The sequence below is a fragment of the Chachezhania sediminis genome (assembly GCF_009765275.1).
GTDB lineage: Bacteria > Pseudomonadota > Alphaproteobacteria > Rhodobacterales > Rhodobacteraceae > Chachezhania > Chachezhania sediminis.
This window is the reverse complement of record NZ_VOPH01000003.1, coordinates 75,138-99,799: the sequence shown is the minus strand read 5'-3', so window position 1 is coordinate 99,799 and position 24,662 is coordinate 75,138. Positions and strand designations below refer to the sequence as shown.

23 protein-coding genes are annotated in these 24,662 nt (G+C 65.6%); 4 read left to right on the top strand and 19 right to left on the bottom strand.

Annotated elements, in window-relative coordinates:
* Positions 1-63: 63 nt before the first annotated feature.
* The 4 genes from FQK05_RS09930 to FQK05_RS09915 all read left to right on the top strand — a co-directional run bounded on the left by FQK05_RS09930 (position 64) and on the right by FQK05_RS09915 (position 7,888).
* Positions 64-2,880 (top strand): S53 family peptidase, encoded by a 2,817-nt coding sequence (locus FQK05_RS09930; protein ID WP_158966287.1) that lies wholly within the window; start codon positions 64-66, stop codon positions 2,878-2,880.
* Between the two features lie 266 nt (positions 2,881-3,146).
* Positions 3,147-4,370 carry a tyrosine-type recombinase/integrase gene (locus FQK05_RS09925; protein WP_158966285.1) on the top strand — a complete coding sequence of 408 codons (1,224 nt, stop codon included), beginning with the start codon at positions 3,147-3,149 and terminating at the stop codon, positions 4,368-4,370.
* A gap of 183 nt (positions 4,371-4,553) precedes the next feature.
* Positions 4,554-5,663 (top strand): AAA family ATPase, encoded by a 1,110-nt coding sequence (locus FQK05_RS09920; RefSeq protein WP_158966283.1) that lies wholly within the window; start codon positions 4,554-4,556, stop codon positions 5,661-5,663.
* A gap of 8 nt (positions 5,664-5,671) precedes the next feature.
* Positions 5,672-7,888: a S8 family peptidase gene (locus FQK05_RS09915; RefSeq protein WP_158966281.1), complete on the top strand. Its 2,217-nt coding sequence runs from the start codon at positions 5,672-5,674 to the stop codon at positions 7,886-7,888.
* Between the two features lie 340 nt (positions 7,889-8,228).
* On the opposite strand, the gene FQK05_RS09910 is transcribed toward FQK05_RS09915, so the two are convergent.
* The 19 genes from FQK05_RS09910 to FQK05_RS09820 all read right to left on the bottom strand — a co-directional run bounded on the left by FQK05_RS09910 (position 8,229) and on the right by FQK05_RS09820 (position 24,661).
* Positions 8,229-8,420, bottom strand: coding sequence for a hypothetical protein (locus FQK05_RS09910; RefSeq protein WP_158966279.1), 192 nt, complete (start codon positions 8,418-8,420; stop codon positions 8,229-8,231).
* Entirely contained in the window at positions 8,417-9,175 is a 759-nt protein-coding gene (locus FQK05_RS09905) for a glycoside hydrolase family 108 protein (protein ID WP_158966277.1), read from the bottom strand. The genes FQK05_RS09910 and FQK05_RS09905 overlap by 4 nt, the downstream gene beginning before the upstream one ends.
* Positions 9,176-9,223: 48 nt before the next feature.
* Positions 9,224-9,487, bottom strand: a complete 264-nt coding sequence (locus tag FQK05_RS09900; RefSeq protein WP_158966275.1) for an Acb2/Tad1 domain-containing protein — start codon at positions 9,485-9,487, stop codon at positions 9,224-9,226.
* Positions 9,488-9,601: 114 nt separating this feature from the next.
* Entirely contained in the window at positions 9,602-9,844 is a 243-nt protein-coding gene (locus FQK05_RS09895) for a holin (protein WP_158966273.1), read from the bottom strand.
* A 42-nt stretch (positions 9,845-9,886) separates the two neighbouring features.
* Positions 9,887-10,615 carry a hypothetical protein gene (locus FQK05_RS09890; RefSeq protein WP_158966271.1) on the bottom strand — a complete coding sequence of 243 codons (729 nt, stop codon included), beginning with the start codon at positions 10,613-10,615 and terminating at the stop codon, positions 9,887-9,889.
* Between the two features lie 14 nt (positions 10,616-10,629).
* A complete protein-coding gene (locus tag FQK05_RS09885; protein WP_158966269.1) occupies positions 10,630-12,705 on the bottom strand; it encodes an SGNH/GDSL hydrolase family protein in 2,076 nt (691 codons plus the stop codon).
* A 12-nt stretch (positions 12,706-12,717) separates the two neighbouring features.
* Positions 12,718-14,769, bottom strand: a complete 2,052-nt coding sequence (locus FQK05_RS09880) for a phage tail protein (RefSeq protein ID WP_158966267.1) — start codon at positions 14,767-14,769, stop codon at positions 12,718-12,720.
* Positions 14,769-15,143, bottom strand: a complete 375-nt coding sequence (locus tag FQK05_RS09875) for a DUF6950 family protein (RefSeq protein WP_158966265.1) — start codon at positions 15,141-15,143, stop codon at positions 14,769-14,771. The genes FQK05_RS09880 and FQK05_RS09875 overlap by 1 nt, the downstream gene beginning before the upstream one ends.
* Positions 15,140-15,790, bottom strand: a complete 651-nt coding sequence (locus FQK05_RS09870) for a hypothetical protein (RefSeq protein ID WP_158966263.1) — start codon at positions 15,788-15,790, stop codon at positions 15,140-15,142. Before FQK05_RS09870 ends, FQK05_RS09875 begins: the two co-directional genes overlap by 4 nt.
* Positions 15,787-16,500: a hypothetical protein gene (locus tag FQK05_RS09865; protein WP_158966261.1), complete on the bottom strand. Its 714-nt coding sequence runs from the start codon at positions 16,498-16,500 to the stop codon at positions 15,787-15,789. Before FQK05_RS09865 ends, FQK05_RS09870 begins: the two co-directional genes overlap by 4 nt.
* A 2-nt stretch (positions 16,501-16,502) precedes the next feature.
* Positions 16,503-18,779 (bottom strand): phage tail tape measure protein, encoded by a 2,277-nt coding sequence (locus FQK05_RS09860; protein WP_158966259.1) that lies wholly within the window; start codon positions 18,777-18,779, stop codon positions 16,503-16,505.
* Positions 18,764-19,000 carry a hypothetical protein gene (locus FQK05_RS09855; protein WP_158966257.1) on the bottom strand — a complete coding sequence of 79 codons (237 nt, stop codon included), beginning with the start codon at positions 18,998-19,000 and terminating at the stop codon, positions 18,764-18,766. The genes FQK05_RS09860 and FQK05_RS09855 overlap by 16 nt, the downstream gene beginning before the upstream one ends.
* 101 nt (positions 19,001-19,101) lie before the next feature.
* The gene (locus FQK05_RS09850) at positions 19,102-19,455 is read right to left on the bottom strand and encodes a hypothetical protein (RefSeq protein ID WP_158966255.1); all 354 of its coding nucleotides are present in this window, start codon (positions 19,453-19,455) and stop codon (positions 19,102-19,104) included.
* Between the two features lie 2 nt (positions 19,456-19,457).
* Complete coding sequence (locus tag FQK05_RS09845) at positions 19,458-19,901, bottom strand: phage tail tube protein (protein ID WP_158966253.1); 444 nt, start codon at positions 19,899-19,901, stop codon at positions 19,458-19,460.
* A 22-nt stretch (positions 19,902-19,923) separates the two neighbouring features.
* On the bottom strand, positions 19,924-20,334 hold the full coding sequence (locus FQK05_RS09840) for a hypothetical protein (protein WP_158966251.1): 411 nt from the start codon (positions 20,332-20,334) through the stop codon (positions 19,924-19,926).
* A gap of 4 nt (positions 20,335-20,338) precedes the next feature.
* Positions 20,339-20,662 carry a head-tail joining protein gene (locus FQK05_RS09835; RefSeq protein WP_158966249.1) on the bottom strand — a complete coding sequence of 108 codons (324 nt, stop codon included), beginning with the start codon at positions 20,660-20,662 and terminating at the stop codon, positions 20,339-20,341.
* 2 nt (positions 20,663-20,664) lie between these two features.
* Positions 20,665-21,021, bottom strand: coding sequence for a DUF2190 family protein (locus FQK05_RS09830; RefSeq protein WP_158966247.1), 357 nt, complete (start codon positions 21,019-21,021; stop codon positions 20,665-20,667).
* A gap of 84 nt (positions 21,022-21,105) precedes the next feature.
* A complete protein-coding gene (locus tag FQK05_RS09825) occupies positions 21,106-23,190 on the bottom strand; it encodes a head maturation protease, ClpP-related (protein ID WP_158966245.1) in 2,085 nt (694 codons plus the stop codon).
* Positions 23,183-24,661, bottom strand: coding sequence for a phage portal protein (locus FQK05_RS09820; protein ID WP_158966243.1), 1,479 nt, complete (start codon positions 24,659-24,661; stop codon positions 23,183-23,185). The genes FQK05_RS09825 and FQK05_RS09820 overlap by 8 nt, the downstream gene beginning before the upstream one ends.
* Position 24,662 lies beyond the last annotated feature (1 nt).

The window sequence follows — 24,662 nt, the reverse complement described above, 5'->3', positions numbered from 1 at the left end:
TCGACGGCTGACCCTGCATCGCCCCGGCCTGCCGCGCAACCAGGACCCAAGCCCGAGGCTGACATGACCGACTGGACCCGCTCGACCTATCTCGATCTGACGAGCTACGGATCATACGATTACACGTCTTCCACTACCGTGGTCGAAGCATACAACCTCGACCCGGACGACGTGTCGGAAGCGACGACGCAGACGCTGCGCATGGGCTTCGTATTGCCGCGCGCGAACGAGGCGACGGCGCTTCTCGACATGAACTGGGCCGACCGGCAGGCCGAACTGGCCAAGTTGAAGGCCGATGACGCCCTGTGGAAGACCTATGGTGCCGACAAGGCCGCCTTCGATGCGATGGCCGACGCGATCGAGGCGGCAGGTGGCAAGATCGCCGACACCGACGACGGTTACCTGACATCGGCAGAATCACGGACCGTGTGGGTCGAACTGGACCCCGCAGCCTTCGAGGCCCTGCTGGGTCAGACGCTCATGGTCACCGAAGACGGAAGGTTGTTCTGGGAAGGCGCCCTGGACCCGCAGGTCCAGAACCTGATGGGCCTGATCGTCGAAGCCGATTTCCACCCCGCCGCGCAGGTCCTGTACGACGAGACGGTGGAACTGGAGCAGGGCGACCAGAGCATCGGCAACGGCCGGTCGGCCCCGACGGCCGCGCGCCCGCAAGAGATTGCCGACCTCTACAATTTCCCGCTGACCTCGGACTTTGCCGTGGACTCGACCGTCGCCCTGATGGAACCCGGCGTAGGATCCGCGCTGCCGTCGGACGCGACACATACCTTCCAGGACCTGCTGGAGGAGTATGTCAACCTGATGGGCCAGCCCGGCGACCAGATCACGTCCTACACGGTGGCCCCGGGCGGCCAGTCCTATACCGAAGCCTCGGGCGAGCGTTCACTGGACGTGGGTGTCGTGGCTGCCGTGAACCCCTATGGGCGGATAGGGCTCTACGCGTCGCCCCACATCATGTACGCGACCTACCAGCTTGCCATCTTTGACGATGTGAACGACCCTGACGTCATGTCGTCGTCCTTTGGCGACAACGCCCAATATGCGCCGGATTCGCCCTTCTTCACGGCGACCCAGGAGATCTTTATCGACGCCCTGCTGGCCAACCGGACATTCTTTGTGGCAGCCGGCGATTCCGGGTCAGGCGCATTTGTCCTGGATGGGACGAACAACATCTTCTACTCGGGCTCCAGCCCCTATGTCGTATCGGTGGGCGGCACATCACTCAGCACGCAGGGCGCGGCGGACGAGGACTCCAGCCTGGTCGACATCGTAGTGCAGGCCGGTATCGGCGACCCCACCACGATCTGGAACCTGGTCCGCGGCGGCATGACGTCCATGCCATCCTCGTCGGAAGATGGCACCTACCTGATCGAGACCGCCTGGAACAACTATGTGCTGGATGGCGACACCATCCACTATCTGATCAACCAGACCGGATCCGGCGGCGTCGATGCCAGGGTCGAAATGCCGGGCTACCAGACGGATTACGGGGCGGCATCGACCGTGATGATCGCGGCCGGCGAGACCGGGCGGGCAATCCCCGACGTGTCCGCCGCAGGTGGCGGCAATACCTTCTACCTGGTTCCCGCGGGCGATATGGACAGCCTGGAGCCCAATGCGGGAACCAGCGCCGCGGCACCCTTGTGGGCCGCGCTGTTCCAGCAGATGACCACCCTGTTCGAAGCCCAGGGCCTGCCGCGGCCGGGCTATGTGAACGACATGCTCTATCAGGCCGCGGCGATCTCTCCGGCCGTTTTCAACGACGTGCTGCTGGGCAACAACAGGTCCAGCGCAATTCCCGGCAGCGACTACAACAGCGTGGATACAGACGGGAACACGGTCACCTTCGACGCGACCGGCCAGGGTTTCGAAGCCGGGCCGGATTTCGATCTGGTGTCCGGCCTTGGCACGCCGAATGCAGAGCTGCTGGCCCAGACGCTGCTGGCCATCGCCCACAACCAGACCTCTGCCGATGCGCCCGCGATCCTGGACGAAGGCACCGGTGGCTGGACCATCGGCGCGACCGGCACCGTGCTGACCCAGGTCTCGGGCAAAGCCGCGGCCGAGGTCGACCTGACCATCGGCGGCACCATGTCCCGAATCGACAGCGCGGCCACGGATGAATTCGCCTGGACCACCCGGCTGGCCCAGCAGTCGCTGCAGGACGACTTCTCGGCCGAACTGGTGGCGTTGTTCGACGGCAATGCCCAGGGGGCCGTGACCGAAATGGCAGTGACCTCCGGCGACAGCATCGGCGTTGCGGTAGACGGCGAAGCCGCCAGTTCGGCCCAGGGGGCGTTGACCCACGATTTCGGCTTCGTCGATTTCGTGAATACGGACGAACATTCCGGCCTGCGCATGGCCCGCCCCGTGGCGGTGGCCGATACCATCGGCGGCCAGGACGGCCAGAGCATCGTCGTTTCCACCCGGCAGGGCGGCCAGAACGACATCGCGCTGCAGATCTTCCGGGTCGACGACTTTGCCGGGACCATCAACGGCCTGACCCCGGGCGAGGACGGCTATGCCGAGGCAGCGGCGCGGCGTGCCTACCTGACCGACAGCGGCGCAGCCTGGGTCGATGGCGGCGGCTTCGGGGCGCACCGGTCGACGACCTTCGACGGCGTGGATGCAGGCGACCTGATCGGCATGCGCATCCAGACCGAGGAGGACGTGTTCTGGGGCTTCAGCGCCGGCAACGCGACGGCGGACGAGGATCCGACCACCCACCTGTGGAACTATGGCCGCAACACCTGGGGATTCGAGGACCAGAAGGACGGCGGCGACCGCGACTACAACGACCTGGTCGTGGGATTCGACTTTGCCCCGTTCACGGATCTGAGTGCATCCGACATGCTGGCCTAAGGCCAGGGCCCCGCGGCGCCCCGGGCGCCGTGCCCCTGCCGGACAGCGTGCAGTCGACCGCGATCCGGACGGGACCGGGTTGACCAAATTTCCGGAAAATGGTGCCGGCAGAGGACGCGCAACCAGCGTCTTATGGTGTCTCACGATGTCTCCTTATTTCCCTTTTCCCAAAGGCCCGTGCGACAGAGACTGTCGCATGCTGTCGCATCCCGAATCGTGGCATCGCAGGCATTTCGGGGGACCAGATGTGGGACCGGAGGGGACCGATGAAGAACAAGCTGACCGCGGTCCAGATCCGCAACGCGGGCGACGGAAAGCTCTACGACGGCGGGGGGCTGATGCTGGTCAAGAAGGCCGGTCTCGGGAAATGGGTCTTCAGGTACAGCTTTCTTGACCGGCGCCGCGACATGGGGCTGGGGTCGCTTGCCGATTTGACCTTGGCTGACGCAAGAAAGCTTCGGGACCAGTGGGCCGTGGTGCTGGCACATGGCGAAGATCCGATCGCGGTGCGGGATGCCAGACAGGAGGATGCGAAGCGCGCGCTGGACCGGTCAGACCCGACCTTCGCCGATATGGTCGATACCGTGTTTGAGGCGCGCAAGGCCACGCTCCGGGCCGATGGAAAGCGCGGCCGGTGGCGCAGTCCGCTGGACCACTACGTCATCCCGGCAATCGGCAAAAAGCGCATGTCCAGGATCGATGCGACCGACGTCAAGTTGGCCCTTGCCCAGATATGGCGAACGAAGCACCCAACCGCGGTCAAGGCAATCCGCAGGACAAAGATCGTTTTCACACAGGCACAGCTTATGGGCGTGGCGTGCGATCCGTTCACCGTGGACGCCGCGCAGCACATGCTTGGGGCCGTCAGCCATGAAGAGGTCCACCACCCGGCCGTCGCCTGGCAGGACATGCCGGCGCTGTACCGGAAGCTCAGCGACGAACACGTCAGCCACCTGTGCCTGCGGTGGGCGATGCTGACTCTGGTCCGAAGCGATGGATGCCGCGGCGCGCGCCTGGCGGAAATCGACGGCGGTATCTGGACCGTGCCGAAGGATCGGATCAAGGGCCGTGAGGGCAAGGTCACCGATTTCCGGGTGCCACTGTCGCAGGAGGCGCTGCACATCGCCGACATCTGCCGCAGGTTCTCCGGCGACCTGCTGTTTCCCGGGCCGCGCGGCACCCCAGTGTCAGATCAGGCCATGCACAAGATCTTGAGGAAGCAGCAGGTCGGAGGTTCTATCCACGGGTTCCGGACCAGCTTCCGCACATGGGTGCAGGACACCGAGGCCTGCAGCTACGAGGTTGCGGAGACTGTGCTTGGGCACAAGATCGGCGGAAAGGTGGAACGGGCCTATGCCAGGTCGGACCTGCTGGGCCTGCGGGCGGAGATCATGGAGCGGTGGGCCGGGTTTCTGACCGGGCAACAGGCTGACGTGATCAATCTTCCCCGGCGCGAAGGGCAGGGAACGGTTCTTCGCTGTGCGAACTAAGCGTTCCAGCACCAGCTGGAGAACGGCCACTCAAGCGCAGCCAAGAGTACCGCCGGCCCCCGTAACACTGGAGCATCAGATCGTGACGCGAACTTCATGTGGAAGACTTTTTGATTTGAAGTAACATTCTCTTCCACCTATGATGACATCCAAATAGTTAAAAAATCACGATGAGGCTGTCACATGGCGGAAAATGACAAGATTGAGAATGATTTCGTCCACCTAGCGCGAGTAGCGCTGTCAGGGCGCGCTCAGGACGTCCAAACGTACCTGCATCGTGTTGCGAAGCGTCGCGGCCTGAACAGGGAGCTTTCTATCGCGTTGGTAGACCTGCTCCGCAACAATCCCACCCGCTCGTCACCCTTGCGCAAGGGCATGGAAAAGGCTTTGCCGACGGACACAGATTCTCGCTTTCAGCTGCTGCGGGTAGAAGAGACTCCGTTTCTGCACATTGAGCCAGTCTACACTGAGAAAGTTCAAGGCACGCTGTCGCGCTTAGTTGAAGAGCGACAAAACCTAGGCGCCCTGCTTGAAGCCGGCTTGGAGCCGACTCGAACAGTGTTGTTCACTGGGCCTCCGGGCGTTGGAAAGACCCTGGGCGCAAGGTGGGTCGCGCGCGAACTTGGGCTTCCTCTCATGATCCTCGATCTTTCCGCCGTAATGAGCAGTTATCTTGGGCGAACTGGCTCCAATTTGAGGCACGTGCTTGATTACGCGAAGTCCAAAGATTGCGTACTTCTGCTCGATGAACTGGATGCGATTGCAAAACGTCGTGACGATTCGGGAGAGATCGGAGAGCTGAAGCGCCTGGTCACCGTTTTGCTCCAGCAGCTCGATGATTGGCCATCCTCCGGCTTATTGATCGCGGCAACCAACCATGCCGATCTACTCGACCCCGCTGTTTGGCGTCGCTTTGAGCAACCCGTCGATTTTTCACTTCCAGGAGAAGCTGGAATACGGGCGTTCTTGGGGGCGCTCTTTGACGAGGTTGCGCCAGATATGTCGGCTTGGGTCGAGATCCTATCTGTTTCTCTCGTTGGACGTTCTTATAGCGATATCGAGCGAGAGATCACTCTTGCACGGCGTTCTGCTGTGTTGAAAGGTGAGGGACTGGACCACTACCTCTCTCAACTCGTGACAGCTGACGAGCATTCGAAACAGGAACGTATCGAGATCGCGGTCCGACTGGTAAGCAATGGCCTAGCAACACAAAGAAAGGCCCACGAAATCACGGGCGTCGCACGCGACACAATCCGCGCACATTTGAAGAACGACGCTTTATCAGGGGGGTGACAAGGAAAATGAGCAAACAAAACTTTCTTTTAGGTAAGGGTGAACGACTCACCGACAACATCGTCATCAAAGGCGGGGGTGCGCCAAAGGAACCGCCCTATACCTTCACCGAAGCGAGAAGGCGACTTTCTCCGATGGTATCTGAAACGTCATCTCGTATCGATGAACTGCCACAAGCGGCCTGTCCAGGTGACGAGGCGGTAATTGCGCTGACGCTCAATCCAGAGTACATCGCAAAGTCTTACTTCCCGCATGAGCTCATGCGGGAAGTTGGTATTGAAGTGATTGGCAGTCGTCCCAAAAAAATTACTCCTGAGAAACGGTCACGCGGCAGGGCGCCGGAAGAGGCTGTTACCACTGAGCTGTTTGCGAGGGGACGCAGAGCCGCCATCAGATCTTGGAGCCAGCAGTTGCCGGATTGGCGCGCGGACAGAAGCAGCGCAAACGCACTCATTTCAATCGAAGAAGTTTCCGCGCCGGTTCCCCACGCCAAGATCAAAGGGGCGCTCCCCGAACATGGACGAATAGCGCTGGAAACCGTGCTTCACGCCAACGAGCTTGAATTGGGTATAATACAAGCCTTTGTTGCATACCTTGAAGGGGAAGAAATAGAGGCGGAACTCGGCCGCCGCTTCTTTGCAAAGGGACTGTGTTTCCTGGAGCTCGATGCGCCTGTGGAACGCGCGGATGATATCGCTCTCTTCACGGGAGTGCGTACATTGAGACAGATGCCGGAGCTAAGGGTCATGCGACCGACTGTCCGTTCTGCTGGCATCCCGTCAACGGATTTGGAATTGCCCACTGAAGCACCTGTTTCCGAGGACGTCAGGGTGGCCATCTTTGACGGTGGCGTTCCCAAGAATCACGTATTGACGCGATGGGTTTCACCGCTCGAGCTTCCCGGCATGTTACCGGCGCCTGACGAGTTCCTCGCGCACGGTGTTGGGGTGACATCGGCGGCGCTGTTTGGGCATATCGACACCAAAATGCCTTTACCGCGACCCTACGCAAGTATCGACCACTACCGTGTTCTGGATGATGCGCCTGGGCAGGATCCTCATGAACTCTACGAAGTGCTCGATCGGATCGAAGGTGTGTTGTCGAGCCAGGAATACGATTTCATCAACCTGAGCCTCGGGCCGCGTCTCCCTATTGAGGACGATGACGTTCACGCTTGGACCGCCGTGTTGGATGATCGACTTTCTCGGGTATCTACACTTGCGCTGATTGCCGTCGGGAACGATGGCGAAGGGGATTCCATTCTCGGGCTGGATCGCGTGCAAGTTCCCTCCGATTGTGTAAATGCCTTGGCGATTGGCGCATGTGACACTCCAGGCAAGGGTTGGCAGCGCGCGCCCTACAGTTCCAAGGGCCCGGGGCGTAGCCCGGGTCTAGTGAAGCCGGACCTAGTCGATTTTGGTGGAGAGTTCAGCCGCCCATTTGTTGTCGTTGCGCCGGATGCGACGCCGTCCCTTACGACAACCGGAGGCACATCTTTCGCCACCCCAAGTGTACTACGGCTAGGCACTGGCATTCGTGCCCATTTCGGCTCCAACTTAAACCACCTAGCCATCCGAACACTTCTTGTACACACATGTGAAGAAGGTGACCAGGATCACAAGGCCATTGGCTGGGGGCGTGTTGCCCGCAGTCTCGATGATATCATTCTGTGTGATGACGACACTGTGAGGGTCGTATATCAGGGCGAAATTTCGCCTGCGAAGTACATTCGCGCCGCAATCCCGGTACCTTCCGATCCGATGAGCGGCATGGTCTCGATCAAGGCGACGATCTGCTACAAGACCCAGATCGACCCGCATCACCCCGGAAACTACACCCAAGCTGGTCTGGAAGTGACATTTCGACCCAACGACACCAAGTATTCCCGTGACAAGCAAGTACATCCGGATTCCGACAGCTTCTTCGGATCGTCTCTACCTGGCGCGGCGGAAGACGAGCTGCGGCGCGATGCCTGGAAATGGGAAAACTGTCTTCACGCGGTCAAACGCAAACGGGGCAGTTCACTGGCTAATCCCAGCTTTGACATCCACTACAATGCCCGTCTTGAAGGTCGGAATTTCGCACCGCCGGAGAACCTAAGCTATGCGATGGTCGTCTCTGTCCAAGCAAAAGGCGTCGCCGATCTTTATGATCAGGTTGTGCGCCAGTATGCGACGCGAATCGAACCACTGCGGCCGATCCTCGAAGTGCCTATTCTAACTTGACCTGCAACGACGGCTTTCATCAAGCTGCATTGCAGCAATGGAGGAAGCAACAGATGTCCGGTCTGGGCCATCTGCAGCAACTGCCCCGACGCCATCAAGCGCCGGGGCAGTTGGCCTTCAGGTCTGGGGATCTCGAATTCCCAGCATCCGTCGGGAACGCGGGCGAACGCGCCCCGGGCGGATTTCGTCAGCGGCTTACCAGCCGCAGCCAGCCTCATTGGCCAGCACCAGGTCAGTCGCGGCTTCCCCGACCTCTTCGGGCGTAGCGGCCGCATTCCGGTCCAGCGCCGTTCGCAGCGCCACCACCGGCCGCCGCAGCCCAGCACACAGGCCCGAGGACTCAACAGGCGCCGTGCAGGCGGTCAGGCCAAGCGCAGCCGTCAGGGCGATCCAGCGCATCGTCGATCCTCTCGCGTGTTTCGATGTGGTCTTCCAGGTCCTGGACACGGTCGCCCCGGGCCCAGAACATGGCGCCGGCGGCGAAGGCCGCGATCACGGCCGCCGCGCCGATGCCGATCAGCGCCAGCCTCATGCCCCGCGCCGCTTCATTAGCCAGATGATCGCCGCGACCGCCGCCAGGACCAGTACCGCCGACAGCGCATAGGCCAGGGGCCCGTCGCCATCCGCTGCCGCGACGACAGCCGCGACGGTCGACCCGACCCCGCCCATGGCGGCCGGGCTCTTGATCGCGTCCAGCACCGGCTGCAGCGGCTTCTCGGGCCCCGCCCCCGCACCCGGTGCGGAAGCGACCTTCGGCGGCGCCAGGTCTTCGTCGGTCGCCCACATGTGGGCCAGCTGGCGCACATCGGCCACGCGCCGTGTCCAGCCCTTCCCAAACGTCGGCCAGGCGCGCAGGCGCTTCAGGAACGCCAGGCGGGCATCGCACATCGCGTCGATCACCTTGTGCGCGGGCGCCTTCGCAGCTGCCGCCAGGGTCTGCACCCCGATCACGCCATCCGCCGTGACACCCACCGCCGCCTGCAACCATTTTGCGGCGCGGGCCGGGCCGCTGTTCACGGCCGCGTCGAACACGGCATAGGCCACGCCCGCCGGCAGCTCGTCGCCGCGGATCGCATCCCAGTACTGCACCCCGTAGATCGCCGCGACCTCGGCATCCGAGATGTACTGGACGGGGCGAGACGCCCTGCCCTGCGATTTCAGCCAGCCATTGTAGGTGGCCTGCGTGATGCCCCGGTTCGTGGCCCCGCCCGGATCGGCCGGGTGGTTTACGAACCCGCCTTCGTGGGCGAGGATCCGGGGCAGCGCCCGGGCGAAACGGTCGGTCATGGCGGTTCTCCAATGGAAATGGCCCCGCGCGAGGCGGGGCCGTGATGGTCAGAGGCCCGCGGTTGCCGCGGCGACGGCGAACATCGCCGCCCCTTGAATCTGCGTGATCGCGATGGCGGCTTCACGTGCGCCAGGTCCGCGTTCGTCGCGGATCATCTCGCACTCCGAAACCAGGGCCGCGGCCAGCGCCTTCATGCGGTCGACCGGTTCGAGCCGGGACGGGTTGAACCCCATGCGCACGGTCTCGGCCGAGGTGTTCGAAATGGTCGTGGTCCCGTCCGGGATCGCAGCGGTGTGGATCTTGACGTGCATTTCAGTGTCCTTTTGCTGAAAACCCGGTGACGCTCGGGCGGGCGATCTGGCGTTTGCCAAATGCAAAAGACCCCGCACGAAGGCAGGGCGGATAGGTCGGATTGTCGGGATGGATCAGCCGGCCCGGGACTTGTCCCAGTCCAGCCGTTCGCGTTCGATCCGCTGCATGGCGCGCTTGTGCCACCATGACAGGGCGAGGCCCGCCACGCCGATCACGACACCGACCCACGCGATGACGATTTCGGAGTTGGCGATCCCCACCAGGGCGGTGCCGGATCCGCCGTAGGTTCCGACGCCCGAAACGATGGCGGCCGCCTTGCTGGCGACCGTTTGCTGTAGATCCGGGTTATGGGTCACCGGCCCGCCTCCTTAGGCTTCGTCATGATCGGATCCGGGCCGTCAGACCGTGATGCCGACGACGGCCATGGCCGCCTTGATCTGCGCGTACTGCGTCGCCAGGTCGGTATCATCCAGCTCGGCATCGTAGATGAACGCCGCCGCAACCCCTGTCCCGCCCGAGGACGTGCCGTCGATCGACCGGCCGATCAGCAGGTTGTCCGCCGATACCGGCATGGCATAGGCCAGCGTGTCGGTCGTCTCGGAACCGGCCGTCAGCATGGTCAGGCGGCGCACCCGGGTCGTCGCGTTGTAGCGCAGGGCCGCACAGAACGGCACGCCCTCGGTCAGCACACCGGTCGGACCGACCAGCGTGTCCGACGCGATCACCCCGCCGTTGTCGGTATAGGCCCCCGCCGTCAGCCGGTCCGGCGCGAAATCGGCGCGATAGAGCCAGATACCTGTTTCCTCGGCAGCGTTCCGGCTGCTGATATGCCACCCGGTCTGATCATTGTCCGTCGGCTTGGCGGCAAGGATCAGGGTAAAATCCCCGGCCGGCGACGGGATGTTGGTGTTGATGTAGTTGCTCTGCCCGACCTCTGCGAACTCGCCGGCCACCGGCGGAGCCCCCACGACCGTGGCCAGCGACCCGCCATCGACCAGGTTCCGTTTCAGCTTCGCAGACGCGTTGAAGAAGTTGGCATAGACCAGATTGGCCGAGATGTCGGCTTCGTATCCGTCTGCCACGCTTTCGATGTCCAGGCCGGACGGGACCGTCAGAAGTGCGCCCATGGATAGGTTCCTTGTCAGATGATGAAGAAGGTGTTGACCAGGTGCCCGGCGAACAGGCGTCCGCCGAGGTCGTTCATGTGCGAGTTGTCCCGCCAGATCCCGAGGTTCTGCGTGCTGGAATAGGGGCCGATCAGGTCCATCATGTTGATGAACTCGACGTCATCGCCGTCCTCGGCCATGTCCGCGCATTGCTCGGTATAGTCCGCGACGACATAGATGCCGGCCCGGAAGCACTCGTTGGGCGGATCCAGCACGATCCCGCAGTCCGGGCTGACGGCCCGGATGACGTCGATCATGCCTTCGATGGCGGCGCGATAGTCCAGCGGCGGAACCGCGTTGCTGATGTCGTTGGTTCCCAGGCAGATCGTGGCGGCGTGCGGGTCCACAAGGTCCAGGATATAGGCCAGCATCGGCGATGCCATGATCCGGTCCCAATCGAGACTGTCCGCCCCGCCGTTCCCGCACTTGCTGACCTCGACCCCATCGATCCCGGTGCAGTAGAGCCCGCAGTACCGGGCGGTCCCGGTATTGCCGACTGTGTCGAGCTCGACCGTGTGGGTTGCTCCGGTCGAAAGTCCGGAGACGGTGACCTTGGCCGGGTCGCCGCTGTCGGTCCCGGCGACCACGACCCAGCTTCCCCCGTCGATCCGGTAGCGGAAGGTCCCGTCGCCGTCCTGATAGAGTATATGGATCGTCTCGGCCCGCAGCCCGGTCGCAGTCCATGTCGCAAGCGTGCCGGTCGCTTCCAGGTAATCCGCCGTGATGGACCACGGGTCGGCCACGGTCCCGCCGTCGTCGGTCACGTCCATCTCGGTCCAGCCGCTGAACGAAACGGCAATGTCGTTGCAGTTCTCATCGGCCGCGCCCGAGCTGTCATGCGTGGGCGAAATCCAGCCGTCTGCCCCTTGGCCGTACCGGTCATAGAGCAGGTTCATCACTGCCTGAGCGATATAGGCGTGCTGGTGCCAGCTATCCCCCAGGAGCATGATCCGGGCCGTGGTCGCATCACCGGCCGCCAGGCGGGCCAGCATCAGGCGGAACTGCCAGAGCCCGGCGCCGTTCGTATGCAGCGGCGTGGTTTTCGGCTCGGCCGTCCCGGGCTGGTCCAGCCGCACCGTGAACCCGCGGGCATCGCGGATGTAAAAGCCGTCCTTGTCCGTGCTCCGGAACAGCGTTCGGGCACCGACAGGCTCGAACCAGAAGCCGCGGCTGTCCCGGATCCGGACACCGCCGGTTGCGCTCGGCACGATATCGAAGCCACCGCCCCGCAGGCGATCCGGGCTGATCTCATATTGGCTCGTCCGCAGCCGGTCCGCACCGGCGCGCAAGGCCCGAAAGCCGCGCTTGTCCCGCAGCACGATTTCGGTTCCTGCGCGCTCAGGCGCCGACACCAGGGTGGAAAGCGTGAAGCTGTCCGCTGCCTCCTCTGCCGCAGTGCCCAGCCCCAGCGCCGCCTTCTGCGCGTCAACATCGGCCGCCGTGAGCAGAGACCGTCCGGCCTCGGTGCTGTCGCTGATACCGGTCGCCGTGTGCGTGTGGCCTACGTCCGCCTTGGATGCCACCAGATCCCCGAAATCGTCCATCACGGCGAACTCGATATCATCGGTGCCCAGCGTCGTGACCGCGGAAATGCAGACCCAGGCCGTCGCCGCATAGGTCGCCCCGCCGGCGACACTGACCCGGGCACCTTCGCACTCGCCGGCGGCATTCATGTCCGCCGCGCGTGCCCAGGCGCCCGCCGCGGACACATAGATCCCGTTTTCCGCCGGATCGGTCTGACCGGTCAGCAGAACGCGGCTCGTCGCTGTCAGGACCCCGTCAATCGTCTGCTCGCCGGACAACACGATATCGGTCACGGCGACACAGGCGACCGGCCCCCCGGCCACAGGGAAGGTGCCGGAAGCCTGTGCCGCCTCGACAGCGGTCAGGCGGATCCCGTGGGCTGCTATGTCGGCTTCCGTCGTATTGATCCCGGTCTCGACCGTTCCGCCCCAATCACGAATGTCCGACTTCTCCGGATTTTTGGCGAGGCCGCCGTCAGTATCAGCCCATACGCCCGCGGCGCCACCATGGGGAAATTCAGTTGCCATGCTTTTGACCTCTCAGGTGATCGTTTGTGTGATGGGGCCCGCGTCGGATGCGTTCTCGGTGCCGGACACGTTGATGGACCGGGCCGTCCAGTCGAAGGTGCCGGCGCCCGGGCTGTCGAAGAAGACAACCGCTTCGCCCGGGTCGTCGTAGAAGGTCCCGATCAGGACGGCGTCCCGGTAGACCTCCGTCTTCCACAGATCCGGACTGGTGCTGGTGACCAGCTCCACCCGGGCGCTGCCGCCGGTCTCATTCGTGACGGCCAGGCCGGTCGGCGCGGCGGGCGCCGTCGTGCTGGCCCGAGCCGTGACCCCGGCAATCGTGACCTTTGCGGAGGTGTTCCCGTCCACGGTCTGGAACCACATGCGGATGTCGTAGCTGGCCCCGTCGACCAGGGGCGCGATGGTCGCGCCGTAGCGCTCGCTGGCCACAGGCCAGCTCTGCCAGTCGTCGTCGCCGGCGGAGGCGTATTCCAGCCGCAGCGCCAGGGCATCGCTCGCGGGCGCGTCGCAGATGGCCGCGATCCCGGCGGTGAAGCTGTTCTGCGCCGTCCGCACCCCTGCCCCGGCCGCGGCCGCATTGGCCGGCGACGGGATCGCCGCCGCCTCGCTCCCTTCCGGCAGGACCAGGGGCTGCCCCTCTTCGGCCGATGTCCAGGCCAGGCAGCTTTCGTCGTAGGAGGCCAGGCGCAGGACCACCGCGCCGTCGGAGAGCCGCAGGCTGTAGCCCTTCACGCGCCACCAGGTCCCGGGCAGTTCGGCCATGTCGATGCCGATGAAGCGCTCGAAGAGCGCCCTGCGCGCGGAAGGCCGCCAGACCGCCACCAGCTCGTGCAACGGGTTGTCCCGCTCGATCCGCTCCTTCGCCGCCCGGCGCCCCTGCCCGTGCGAGGGCGCGAAGGAATAGTCCTGCTGAGGGCCCACGGCGATCTCGCCATTCGCAGCCTCGCGCGCGGGATCTTCCCAGGTGTCCCCGGTGGTCGCCTTGAAGTCGAGCGCCGGGTCCACATAGGTGAAGGGCAGCTCCGTGTAGCGATCGAGCTTGTCCGGCCCCGAGGACCAGGACGAGATCTCGATGAGCTCGTCCCGGCGCAAGGTCACGTCGGGGGTCCGCCACTTGCCGACATGTACCCCGATCTTGCCATTGGGCAGAAGCTGCACGTCACCAGCGCAGGCATCGAGCATCCGGGTCAGCACATCCCCCGGCTTCTCCGTCAGGGCATAGCTGCCGCCGATCTGCCAGCGCGGCTCGGTGCCCCCGGCCGCCACCGGGATCGCGTCGTCGCTGTCATCCGCGGCCACCTCGAGCACGGCATCATCGACCATTCCGGCCAGGTTGAACCCGTCCGGGTGTTCGATCAGGTCGGCGATGGCCAGGGCCATGTTCTTCGAGAAGACGGTCAGCCCCGTGCGCGGGTCCCGCAGCTTCGTGGTGTTTGCCCGGATGGCAAGCGATGGCTCGCCATTCGGATAGACGCTGCGGAAGGCCTCGGCCGGCACCTGTTCCGCCATGGTCAGGGACGTCCAGAGCCCGTCGAGCCGGTGATCCTCATCAAAGGCCGGCCAAATCCCCTCGATCTGGTCGTAATGGGCGGAGGGCGCGACGCCCAGGCGGGACGCGATCCGGACACGCCTGGCGCCGCCGTGCTCGTACTGGCCCTCCTGGACGAAGAAGTCGGCCGGGTTCACCGTCACTTCCTTGCTGTCCAGAATGTAGCTCTCGATGCTGTCGATCTCGCCGTGACCGTGCACGATGACGCGGAAGAAGGTGCCGGAGCGGGCCCGGAAGAAGACGATGGTGCCGCCCACCTGCACCGTGCCGTAGTGCCGAATGCGCGGACCGATCGCCTGGCGGATGTTCAGCTGGACGTTCTCGGGATCCGCCGAGGCGGCAGACCTTCGCTTTTGCAAAGCCGTGCCAGCCGTGGCCAGCAGGACGGAACTCCCGATTGACACGGCGATCCCGAGGCCGCTGAGCGTGGTCACGCCCGCCGTGGTCACGAACAGCGCGGCGGTCCCGCCTGCCGCAAAGGTCGCCGGAAACGCGAGCGCAAGTCCTGCCGGCATCAGAAGCACCACCTGTCGAGAATCTTGAACTCCGAGGGCGCAATCGCCCCCCGATCCACCTTCAGCCACAGCCGGCCACCGGACAGGATGCCGGCCACCGTCTGCCCCTGCGCGACAGCGCTGCAGATCCCGTCGCCATCGCCGCCCATCGGGATACCTGCCATCTGCCGCCGTGCGACCGCGCGAAGCCCCCCGCCCGCCATCAACAGGCGGCGGCCGCCGAAGGCCGTGTCATAGGACCCGCGCAGCTCTGCCGCCGGATCGAAGCCCGTCGCCTCGCGCCACAGGCTCGCAACCCACGGCATGCAATCGGTGTGCCCATAGAACAGCGGCAACGGTGCCGTCCGGGCGATGTAATCGGCCGCGATGCTCACCAGTCCGTCCACTTCGGATTGGTGCTCATGACCTCGGCCACGTAGTTCAGCCCGGTGTCCCCCGGGTAGCGCCGGATCTGGTCCCGCGCCGTCAGCATCCCGTAGACCGGCGCCCCCTTCCGGGCGAGCGGCCCTTCCACCGACATCGACAGGATCGCAGCCGATGGGGTGTAGGTGGCCGAGACCGTGTCCATGAGCCCGAAGTGCAGCGCCGTCGGGATCCCGACCGGCGTCGGGCGGCCATGCGCGTCGAGCACATCGTCGCTCATCACCTGCTCGTAGAGGATCGCCTCGCGGTTCCGGTATTCCGCCGGATCCCCGATCAGGCCCGGGATCAGGCCCATGCCGTTCACGCCCCGCTCGTCGTCTTCCAGGATCTCCCAGGGGATCCCGAGCTGGTACTGCATGACCGGCGCCAGATCCTCCGGCCCCCCTTCAAGGTCGGAGACCCCGACCAGGTTGCCGAACCCCTGCCAGGTGAACCCTTTCGCGGGGTCGGTATCCGTGAAGGGCAAGAGCGCATTCGACAGGCAGACCGTGCCGGACGAGAAGCGCATCTCCAGCAGGAGGAAGACATGCACGGCCTCGTTTTCCAGCTGCGCCTGCACCGCGGCCGGATCGGGCTGGTTCGCCAGGTAGAGGCTCATCTGTCGAAGGCCTCGATCACGTCGAGATAGAACGGCGCGCCATAGGAGGCGAACGCGTGCGCACTTTCGGCCGCGGCGTCATCCACGAAGCGCACCCGGATCTTGGGCGCATTGACATTGACCGGGTCGCCCGCGGTCACCGCTGCGCGCAGGGGCGGGTTGAACGTGACCGTGCCACCGTCGTTCGCCGAGACCCGGTAATAGAACGCGTTGATCGAGAACCCCGCGCCCACGGACAGGACAGCCCCGAGGGTGCCGGAGAGCTGGACGATCCGGGCGCCCACCGGCGCGTCGGCCGCGATGACAGGATCTTCCGCCTCGGGCAGGGCAAAACCGGTGCCGTCGGAGAACCCGGTCCCGTCGTCATAGAAGAGATGCCCGGCCGCGATCTCCGCCTCCGACACGCCAAGACCGCGCAGGAAGGCCGTCCGCTCCGTCAGGCTGGTGAGCGTGAGCCCGTTCGGCACCGGCAGGCTGAAGGTATTGGCCGCGCCCCGCACCTCGTCCAGGAACGCGAGGTAGGCGCCTTCCGTGGCGCTGCTGCCCCAGGCGTAGACCACCTGGTAGACGCCGCGCCAGACCCGGGTCTCCCGGAAGATGAACTGCTGGCGGCCGCCCAGACCGGGGCCTGGCGTCGCGGTCAGCGTCCGCAGCCGCCAATGTTCGACGGGGCGATAGACCAGCGGCGACGGAAGCGGGATAACCGACATCGTCAGAGCTTCTGCGCCCGGCCCAGCCGGTAGTTCTGCTGTGCGATCTGCCGGCCCGACACCTCGCCGGCAATGTCCGCCACCGCCGCCTTCCAGTTGCCGTCCTGATCCACGTAAACGCGCGCGTCGATTTCGAGGCTGTCGCGCCCTTCGACCATCTTCTTCGACAGGTCGTTCGGATAGACCCGCGACCCGGACGGCAGGTCCACGATCTCGCCGCCCCGTTCGTTCAACCGCGTCAGGCCACCGCGCCAGTTGTCCGTGCCGTTGGCATTGGATCCGATCCCGAAGGCGGCGAGGATGCCCCCCGCGATCCCGTCGAAGCTGCCGAGGTTCCAGAGGACATCGAAGCTCTTGTCGAGCACCATGTCGGAGAGTTTCGTCAAGACGCCGCCCAGGGCATCGCCCAGCGACTTCGTCCCCTGGACCAGCCCCTTGAGACCGTCCCGCATGCTGCCCTTCCAGTCTTCCGTCGCCGTCTTCAGCTCGGACACTTGCTCCTTGGTCTTTTTCGCGGCCCCGCCTGCCGTTCCGAAGGAGGATTCGAGCTGGTCGACAGAGGCCCGGGTTTCTTCAAGGGCATCGGTCATCTCGTCGCCGCTGCCGGTGATCGTCTCCCGCAGGCGGCGCCAGGCATCGAGCGGAGAGGTCGCGAGCGCCCCGAGGGTCGAGGACGCCAGCCGGGCGTTGTCGGCCGCCCGCTCCGCGTCATCGGCCAACTGGGCGATCCCCGACGTGTCGGGACCGCTGAAGGTGTCGGTGTTGAAGCCGTCCTTGAAGGCCTCCCCGGCGGCCCGGGCGGCCTCTTCCGCGGCCCCGGCAAAGGGGTTGTCGATGCCGCCGAGCTCGACAGTCCCGACCACGCCGAACGTGCCGAAGCGCGCCTTGAGCGTCTCCGGGATCTTGTCGTTCACCTTGGTGATGAAGGAATTGATCTTGTCGACCACGCTGTTGAGCATCTCGCCCACCGCCTCGACCATCATGTTCGCCGCCTTGTAGGCGAGGTCGCCGATGACCGCGGGCAGCGCCGACCACAGTTCCTTGATCGCGTTGAAGGCCCCGCGATAGACCCCGACATAGCGATTGGCGAAGGTCACCCCGCCGTCGATCAAGGCCGCAAAGACATCGAGCCCCACGGCCTTGAGATCCAGCAGCACCGCCCGGATCGAGGACACGGCCGCCTCGGCCCCGATCTTCATCCTGCCCCAGACCTCGGAGGCCAGGTCCTTCAGGAGCACCATCGCCGCGCCGACGCTGCCGGCCGACTGGACCAGCCGCGAGAGCCAGAGCACGAGCTCGCCGGCCAGAACCACCACCGCCCCGATCCCGATCCGGATCAGCGCCGTCCGCACGAGCCCCAGGGCGCCGGCAAGCCCCACCGCCCCGATCTGCGTCGCGACGAAGGCCCCCGCAAGGTAGCTGCCGAAGCCCACCGCCGCCGTGGCGGCATAGGCCGCGAGACGGTCGAGGTTGCCCATGATCACGGTGATCATGCTGGACAGCGCGCCGCCCTGCCCGGTGAGCTGCACCAGGAGGTCCGCGACGGCCTGGAGCGACGGCAACGCCGCCACCGCGATCTGGTTGCGGACACCGGTCATGGCCACGCCGATCTGTGACATGGCCTTTTTGGTGTCACGCATGGCCGCGATCGCGCGCCCATCGAGGACGGCCCCCACGGCTTCCGCGGAATCGCCCAGCCGCTGCATCTCCGCCCCGCCATCCTTCAGAAGCGGGATCAGCGCCGTGGTGTCCGAGGCCATGGCCTCCAGGTAGAAGGTCATCTGCTGCTGGTTCACGCCCGCCTTCTGCAGGCTGTCGACATAGAGCTGCAGCGCCTCCGGGCCCGAGAGCCGCCGGAACTGGTCTGCCGTCACCCCGACCTTGGGCGCGATGTTCTCGAAGAAGTCCGCCATCGGCCCGCCGCCGGTGCTGAGAAAGTCCCCCACCCGGTCGTTCACGTCCTTCAGGATATCCGCGAGCTTGTCCTGTTCGATCCCGACACTCGAGGCCGCGGCACTCCAGCGCTGGAAGGTTTCCGGCGTGGCATTGGCGACCTGCGACAGCCGGGAGATCTCGGTCGCCGCATTCACGGTCGCAACCGTGATCCCCCCGATCGCCGCGACACCGGCCGCCAACGCCGTTCCGACCCGCCGGGCCATGGCCGCAACCTCGCGGGAGAAGCCGCGCGTCTGGCCGCTGGCCCGGTCGAGCCCCCGCTCGAAGTTGCGCGTGTCGAGGCCCAGAACGGCCTGCATGCGCCCCATCATCGTTGTTGCCATTCGCTCCAGGTCCTTCTGGGAAGCTCTGCGCTGAAGGCGCGCTGCTGCGCCCTGCGTTCCGCCGCGACCTCTTCCGGGTCGCGCTCGTCGTCGGGGTCGAGGATCTCGACCAGCTCGGGGATTTTCTGCGCCCGCTGCAGTTTCGCCGTGAGCCAGGCCAGTTCGCGCTGCCCGCGCCGCTCGTGCTTGGCCCGGGCCACCGCCGCATCCATGTGGATCACGAAGAGCGCCGGGGTCAGGTCAAGAAAGAGCGCGTAGGTGTACCCCGCCTCCAGGAAGCGCAGCAGCAGCTCGGACAGGATGCGCGCCTGGAGGGCGCCGTCTACTTTCCCCGCGCGCGGCCCTTCCCCTTGCCGGGGCCCTTCCCGGGCCCCTGTCCGGGCGCGGGCGGCAGCGCGGCGTTGATCCCCTGGAGGAGCGCCTCGGGCGCCGCGCTCATGATGTCGCCGGCCTGTTCCAGCGTGACCTCCGGCTGGTGACGCTTGAGGCCCGTCCAGAGCAGGAGCCGCAGGTCGGTGATGCGCGGCGGGGTCTTCTCATCCTCAAGACCTGCGATCACGTCGAGGGCCGGGACGCCGCGTTCCTCTTCGAAGAGCGCCAGGGCGTTGAAGTCGAACAGGAGCACCCAGTCCTGGCCGAGCGCGGTGAAGCGGGTCTCGCCTCGGAATTTCATCATGATCAGGCCCCCGCGACAGGATCGACGGCTTCGCCCGAGACGATGCCGTTGATCCGCAGGACCAGGGTTGCGGCAGACTTGCCCTGCACCGGCGCGGTCCGCCCGTAGGACCGCACGAAGCCGGCATAGATCTCGGGATCGCCACCGGCGGCCGTGACCTCGACCTGGACGAGTTCGCCGGTCTGGCGCAGGACGCGCAGCAGGATGTCCTGGTCGCTCTCCGGCACATAGTCGAGCGGCACCGAGATCGTGCCGTTGTCGATCATCCCGGCCACGTATTCCTTGGTCCGGTTGGGCGAGGTGTGCGAGGTGACCTCGACCTCGTCGTTCTCGCCCGCCGGGAAGTCGAAGTCCCCGACCCCGACCAGTGGGGTCCAGGCCGGAACTGCGCCGCGACCGATACGGATCGTTGCGCCGTACCCGATGGTTACGCCGGTTGCACTCATCGTCTCTACTCCGTTTGAAGGGTCAGGGTCCCGTGCGCCAGATGGTCACGCGGAAGCTCAGGGTTGCAGTGCCGATCCGGCGGGCGCCGGATCCGTCCACCACGGTGGTGGTCTCTTCGAGGACGCATTGCGCCTCGCGCGTCTGCAGGGCCGCGATGACCGTGGCCTCGATCACCGCCGTGTCATCGTCGAGGTGGTCCTCGATATCCTCGTCGCCCCGCCGCTTGAGCACGACTTGCAGGAGCGTGCCCTTCTCGACCGATCGGTGCGTTTCCACCCGCGAGCGTTCGCTGGGCGTCACCACGCCGATCACCGGCAGCGTGTCGGGGTCGATGTTTTCCGCCCAGGCCGACAGGAAGGTGATGCCCGCCAGAAGCGGATCGGCTGCCAGCGCGGCCCGGACATCGGCGCGGAACTGCGAACGGTAATGCATGGGATCAGTCGACCTCGAAGAGCTCGCAGATCACCCGCGCATCCGCCGCAGGCGACCCCGAGGGCCAGACGTTCCGGATCTCGTAGGTCAGCCCGTCACCGGGCACGATCCGGTCCCCGCGCTTCACCTCGGGCACCAGCGCTCGCGGCACGGTCCAGGTGGGCGTCGTGACCAGCACGGCATGCCCTTCCGGATCGGTCGCCTCGACCGGCGTCCGCCGGAAGACCGAAGCGATGACGCGGGGGGCGCCGCCCGCGGGCGTGTAGGTGACGGGCCCGCCGAAAGTCTCGGTCAGCAGGCCCGCCATGCCGTCAAAGAGCGAGGTCACCGTCAGGGTGCCGGAACAGCCGCTGCGGGCGCAGCACCGTTGAGACGCAGCATGCCGGTCGAACTCGGGTTCGCCGCAGCGGCCACCGCCACGCCGACGAAGATGTTGCCTTCGGCGGCCGTCGTCGTGGCCACGAGCGCCACCGGATCGACATAGACGGCCGCACCCTCGGTCCAGGCCTGGGCCGAGACTTTCGGAACATCGTGAACGCCGGTCAGGCTGACCTCGACGGCCTCGCCGATGGCCGCGTCATGGACCGCGAGGCCGCAGAGCGTGCCCTTGACGATGAAGCCGCCGCCGGAAACGGCCGCCGCGGCGGTGAGCGAGACGGTATCGCCCCGCTGGATGAAGGTCTTCATGCAAGTACCCTTTCGAATGGAAGGCCATAAACGACGAAGGGCGCCGTCATGGCGCCCTCGTCATGGGTTCAGGTCAGCAGGCGGTCAGGCGCCGGCGTTCTTGTAGCCGCCCCGGAAGTCGCAGGCCCCGAAGCCGAAATCGTGCTCGACGGTCATGGCAAAGCCCTGCGCACCGAAGGGCTCCTCGGTCCGCACCCGCGGTGCCTCGGCCCCGTCGAGGAAGCCGTAGACCCAGCAGGGCGCCCGGTCGGACAGGAGATACCAGGCGTTGCCGGTGATCTCGGTGGTCACCACCGGGCGCAGGCGCCCCGAGAACGGGTTCACCGCTGTGGCATCCGTGGGCGTGATCTGCGCCACGATCATTTCCGCCTCGGTTTCCTTTGCCGGCCCGACCAGCAGCGTGGTCGGCGCCAGGTTCAGCGACAGCCCGTCGATGGATTTCTGCTGGCGCATGGCGGTCCGCCCGGCCGACAGCGCGGCCGTCGTGATCGCGGTGCCCGCGCCGGCCAGATTGCCGTGATCCGCGTGGAACAGGTCCACATCGTCCGCCAGCTTCGCTGTGAGAGCGCCGGCATAGAAGGTCTTCTCCTCGAAGAAGGCGACCGTCTCGCCATAGCTCGACAGCAGGTCGTTGATCGCGCCGAGATCGTCGTTGATCATCATCTGCCGCGACACCGTCAGGCCCCGGGCATAGGGCACGATCAGCGCGGTCTCGCCGCTCTCACCGAAAGTGCCCCACTTGATCTCGCCACCCTCGCCCACCGGCAGCAGCGTCGGGAAGTCGCCCGCCCGGACCAGCGGCATCGGCCGGAAGTCGCGGAAGTTCTTCTTCTTCGCCACCGTGCGATAGGTCGGCTGGAACGCGGAATAGCGTTCCAGCAGCACCTTGTTCAGCGCGTTCTGGAAGATCGCCGGGAAGTCGCTGGTGGCATGCGACGCGGCCGTGAAGACGTTCAGCTTGTCGCCCGTGGACCGGATCCGGCCCCGGTGGTCGATGGACGCCGCGGCAATCTCCACGATCGACATGTCCATGAAGGGCCGCGCCGCGCCCGAGACCGGATCGCTGCCGGTGATCTGGGCGGTCAGCGCCTGGGACATGCCCAGGCGGCGGGTGTCGCGCTCGTCACGCTGGATCTGTGCCCGGGTCATGCCGGGGCGCGCTTTGGTCATGGTGTCATTCCCGTGCTTGGATTTGAACTCGGCGATGGCCTGGGCCGCGGTCAGCCCGCGGCCGATCCAGTCCATCGCGATATCGGTGCCGATGCGCCGCGAGGCCGCGAAGCGCAGGATGGCGCCTGCATGCGGGTTGTCGTCGGAGGCCTCGGCCTCGGGCGCGTCCTCGGGATCCTCTTCCCCGAGATCGTCTTCGCCCGCCGCCTCTTCCGGATCTTCGGAGGTCGCGTCGTCCTCCATCTCCGGATCGGTTTCGGTTTCGGCTTCAGCTTCGGCGTCGAGGATCTCCTGCTCCTCTTCCGCCTGCATCTGGATGGTCTTGGGCATGGAAATCCCTTTCTGAGGTTGCTTGGTCGTCGCCCCGGACATCAGGGCCACAAGGGCGTTCCGGGAATATCCCGAAGCAAGGCCCGTGCTGGTCGCGCGAAGAGCGGCCGGGGCCTTGGCATAAAGCCGGTAGTCGAAGAGCGCGGCGGCCGCCGCTTCCGCGCCGTCGTCGGTATCCGTGGCAAAACCCGCCTCGACCGCCGCCGGGCCGTCGTAATAGGTCTCCGCCCGCATGATCTCGCGCGCCGCGTCCAGGCTCATCCCGGACCGGGCGGCATAGACGGCCGCATAGGCATTGGCGCAGACCCCCAGGCCCTTGGCCGCGTCCAGGTGATCCTGTTCGGTCCCCCGGCCCACGGTCCAGCAGAGCGCCGGATCGTGGATCATCATCAGCGCACCCACCGGCATCACGATCCGGTCGCCCGCCATGGCCACCAGCGAGGCCGCCGACGCCGCGATCCCGTCGATCACCACGGTGACCTCGCCGTCATAGTTCTTGAGCACGGTGTAGATGGCCTGCCCCTCGGTCGCGATGCCGCCGCCGGAATTGAGCCGCACCGTCAGGGGACCCGTCAGACCTTCGAGCTGTTCGCGCACCGAGCGCGCCGTGAAGCTGTCCTCGTCCCAGAACGAGAAGCCCACGGTACCGGTGAGGAAGATTTCATTCATCCTTGTATCCCTCGTTCGTGAAGCTGGAGAGTTTCCGGGACGGGTCCGCCCGCGGGTCGCTGTCGAAGGGCAGACCCAGCCGGTCCGCCTCGTCCTTGTCCTGGAGCTGCTCTTCCAGCAGCCGCTCGGGATCGACGCCAAGCTGGCGCACCACGCCCTGCCGGCTCTGGAAGCCCGAACGCACGGCCGTGTTCAGCGCATCGAACTCGCGCGCCGGGTCCACGATGATCCGGTAGGGCGGCACCCAGCTGATCTTCACCGCGCCCGGCATCTCCCAGAGCTCCGGCAGCACTTCGGCCCAGGCGTCGATGATCCAGGCTCCGATCGGTCGCAGCATCATCGGCATCAGCATGCGCCACTGCCAGCCGGTAACGTTCCGTTCCATCTCAAGCCGCCCGATCCGGGCGGAGGAGAAGTTGACGTCGGTCAGATCCCCGGTCAGCGCCTCGTAGGTGATGCCGACCCCCTTGGCAGCAGACCGCAAAACCCCCTTCTGGAACTCGGAATAGTCGCCCACCTCGGGCGGATCCGCGAAGGTCATGTCCTCGTCGCTCGACACCGGCATGATGGTCCCCGGCGAAAGGGTGCCGCCCAGCTCCGGACGGGTTTTTCCGTCCAGGTTCATGTGATGGAAGGCCACGAAACAGGCGGCGATCTTCTGGCGCATCAGGTGGGCGTCTTCCGCGTCGTCCGCATGCAGCAGCTTTTCCGCGATGGGCGTGTACCAGCTGATCCCCCGCGTCTGCCCGGCCCGGTCGACCCGGAAGATGTGCCGGATATCCTCGGCCGGCACCCGCTCCGAGATCAGCGGATTGGACCCGGGCCGCCATTCGCCCCCCGGGTGCTGGTTGAAGAGCCAGTAGGCCACCCGGTCGCCGCTCTCGGCATCGTATTCGATGCCCTCGCGGATCTCGTTGCCGCCCGCCGTCAGCCCCCAACGGGTGCTGTCGATGTAATCGGGCTCCAGGATCTCGAGCTGCAGCGGGATCGTGATCCGGTTCAGCATCGGCCGATGCCGCCGGATCAGCACCTCGCCCGCATCGACCACCGTGTTCATCGCCGTGGCTTGCAGCCCGTAGAGGTTCTGCAGCCCGGCCTTGTCGATGTCCACCGTATCGCAATGTTCCTCGATCATCTCGAGACCCAGCGCCTTGATCCGCTTGCGCGCCGCCGCCGGAATGGTCGTAGATACGTTGATTTTCGGGATGATCCCGTCGCCGATCACGTTTGCCGTAATCACCTGCTGGATGCTCGTGGCCATCGGCGTGTTGCGGATCATGTCGCGGATATAGAAAGCGATCCTGCGGCGATCCCGGCTGGCCATATCCGCGTCCGTGCCATCCGGCCGGATGCTCTCGTTGCGGTGCCCGAGGCGCGAGGCCCGGTAATGCATCGCGATGGCCCGGTGGCGCTCACGCTCCGCCGCCCGGCGAGGGGAGATCGCCAGGAGAAGGTTTTCGAACATGCTCATG

Bases quoted from the DNA above. Each gene is read 5' to 3' on its own strand.
- FQK05_RS09900 (WP_158966275.1), bottom strand. From the start codon at position 9,487: ATGCACGTCAAGATCCACACCGCTGCGATCCCGGACGGGACCACGACC.
- FQK05_RS09845 (WP_158966253.1), bottom strand. From the start codon at position 19,901: ATGAGTGCAACCGGCGTAACCATCGGGTACGGCGCAACGATCCGTATC.
- FQK05_RS09920 (WP_158966283.1), top strand. From the start codon at position 4,554: ATGGCGGAAAATGACAAGATTGAGAATGATTTCGTCCACCTAGCGCGA.
- FQK05_RS09830 (WP_158966247.1), bottom strand. From the start codon at position 21,021: ATGAAGACCTTCATCCAGCGGGGCGATACCGTCTCGCTCACCGCCGCG.
- FQK05_RS09930 (WP_158966287.1), top strand. From the start codon at position 64: ATGACCGACTGGACCCGCTCGACCTATCTCGATCTGACGAGCTACGGA.
- FQK05_RS09850 (WP_158966255.1), bottom strand. From the start codon at position 19,455: ATGATGAAATTCCGAGGCGAGACCCGCTTCACCGCGCTCGGCCAGGAC.
- FQK05_RS09865 (WP_158966261.1), bottom strand. From the start codon at position 16,500: ATGTCGGTTATCCCGCTTCCGTCGCCGCTGGTCTATCGCCCCGTCGAA.
- FQK05_RS09925 (WP_158966285.1), top strand. From the start codon at position 3,147: ATGAAGAACAAGCTGACCGCGGTCCAGATCCGCAACGCGGGCGACGGA.
- FQK05_RS09885 (WP_158966269.1), bottom strand. From the start codon at position 12,705: ATGGCAACTGAATTTCCCCATGGTGGCGCCGCGGGCGTATGGGCTGAT.
- FQK05_RS09860 (WP_158966259.1), bottom strand. From the start codon at position 18,779: ATGGCAACAACGATGATGGGGCGCATGCAGGCCGTTCTGGGCCTCGAC.
- FQK05_RS09915 (WP_158966281.1), top strand. From the start codon at position 5,672: ATGAGCAAACAAAACTTTCTTTTAGGTAAGGGTGAACGACTCACCGAC.
- FQK05_RS09840 (WP_158966251.1), bottom strand. From the start codon at position 20,334: ATGCATTACCGTTCGCAGTTCCGCGCCGATGTCCGGGCCGCGCTGGCA.
- FQK05_RS09880 (WP_158966267.1), bottom strand. From the start codon at position 14,769: ATGCCGGCAGGACTTGCGCTCGCGTTTCCGGCGACCTTTGCGGCAGGC.
- FQK05_RS09825 (WP_158966245.1), bottom strand. From the start codon at position 23,190: ATGAATGAAATCTTCCTCACCGGTACCGTGGGCTTCTCGTTCTGGGAC.
- FQK05_RS09890 (WP_158966271.1), bottom strand. From the start codon at position 10,615: ATGGGCGCACTTCTGACGGTCCCGTCCGGCCTGGACATCGAAAGCGTG.
- FQK05_RS09910 (WP_158966279.1), bottom strand. From the start codon at position 8,420: ATGAGGCTGGCGCTGATCGGCATCGGCGCGGCGGCCGTGATCGCGGCC.
- FQK05_RS09870 (WP_158966263.1), bottom strand. From the start codon at position 15,790: ATGAGCCTCTACCTGGCGAACCAGCCCGATCCGGCCGCGGTGCAGGCG.
- FQK05_RS09820 (WP_158966243.1), bottom strand. From the start codon at position 24,661: ATGAGCATGTTCGAAAACCTTCTCCTGGCGATCTCCCCTCGCCGGGCG.
- FQK05_RS09905 (WP_158966277.1), bottom strand. From the start codon at position 9,175: ATGACCGACCGTTTCGCCCGGGCGCTGCCCCGGATCCTCGCCCACGAA.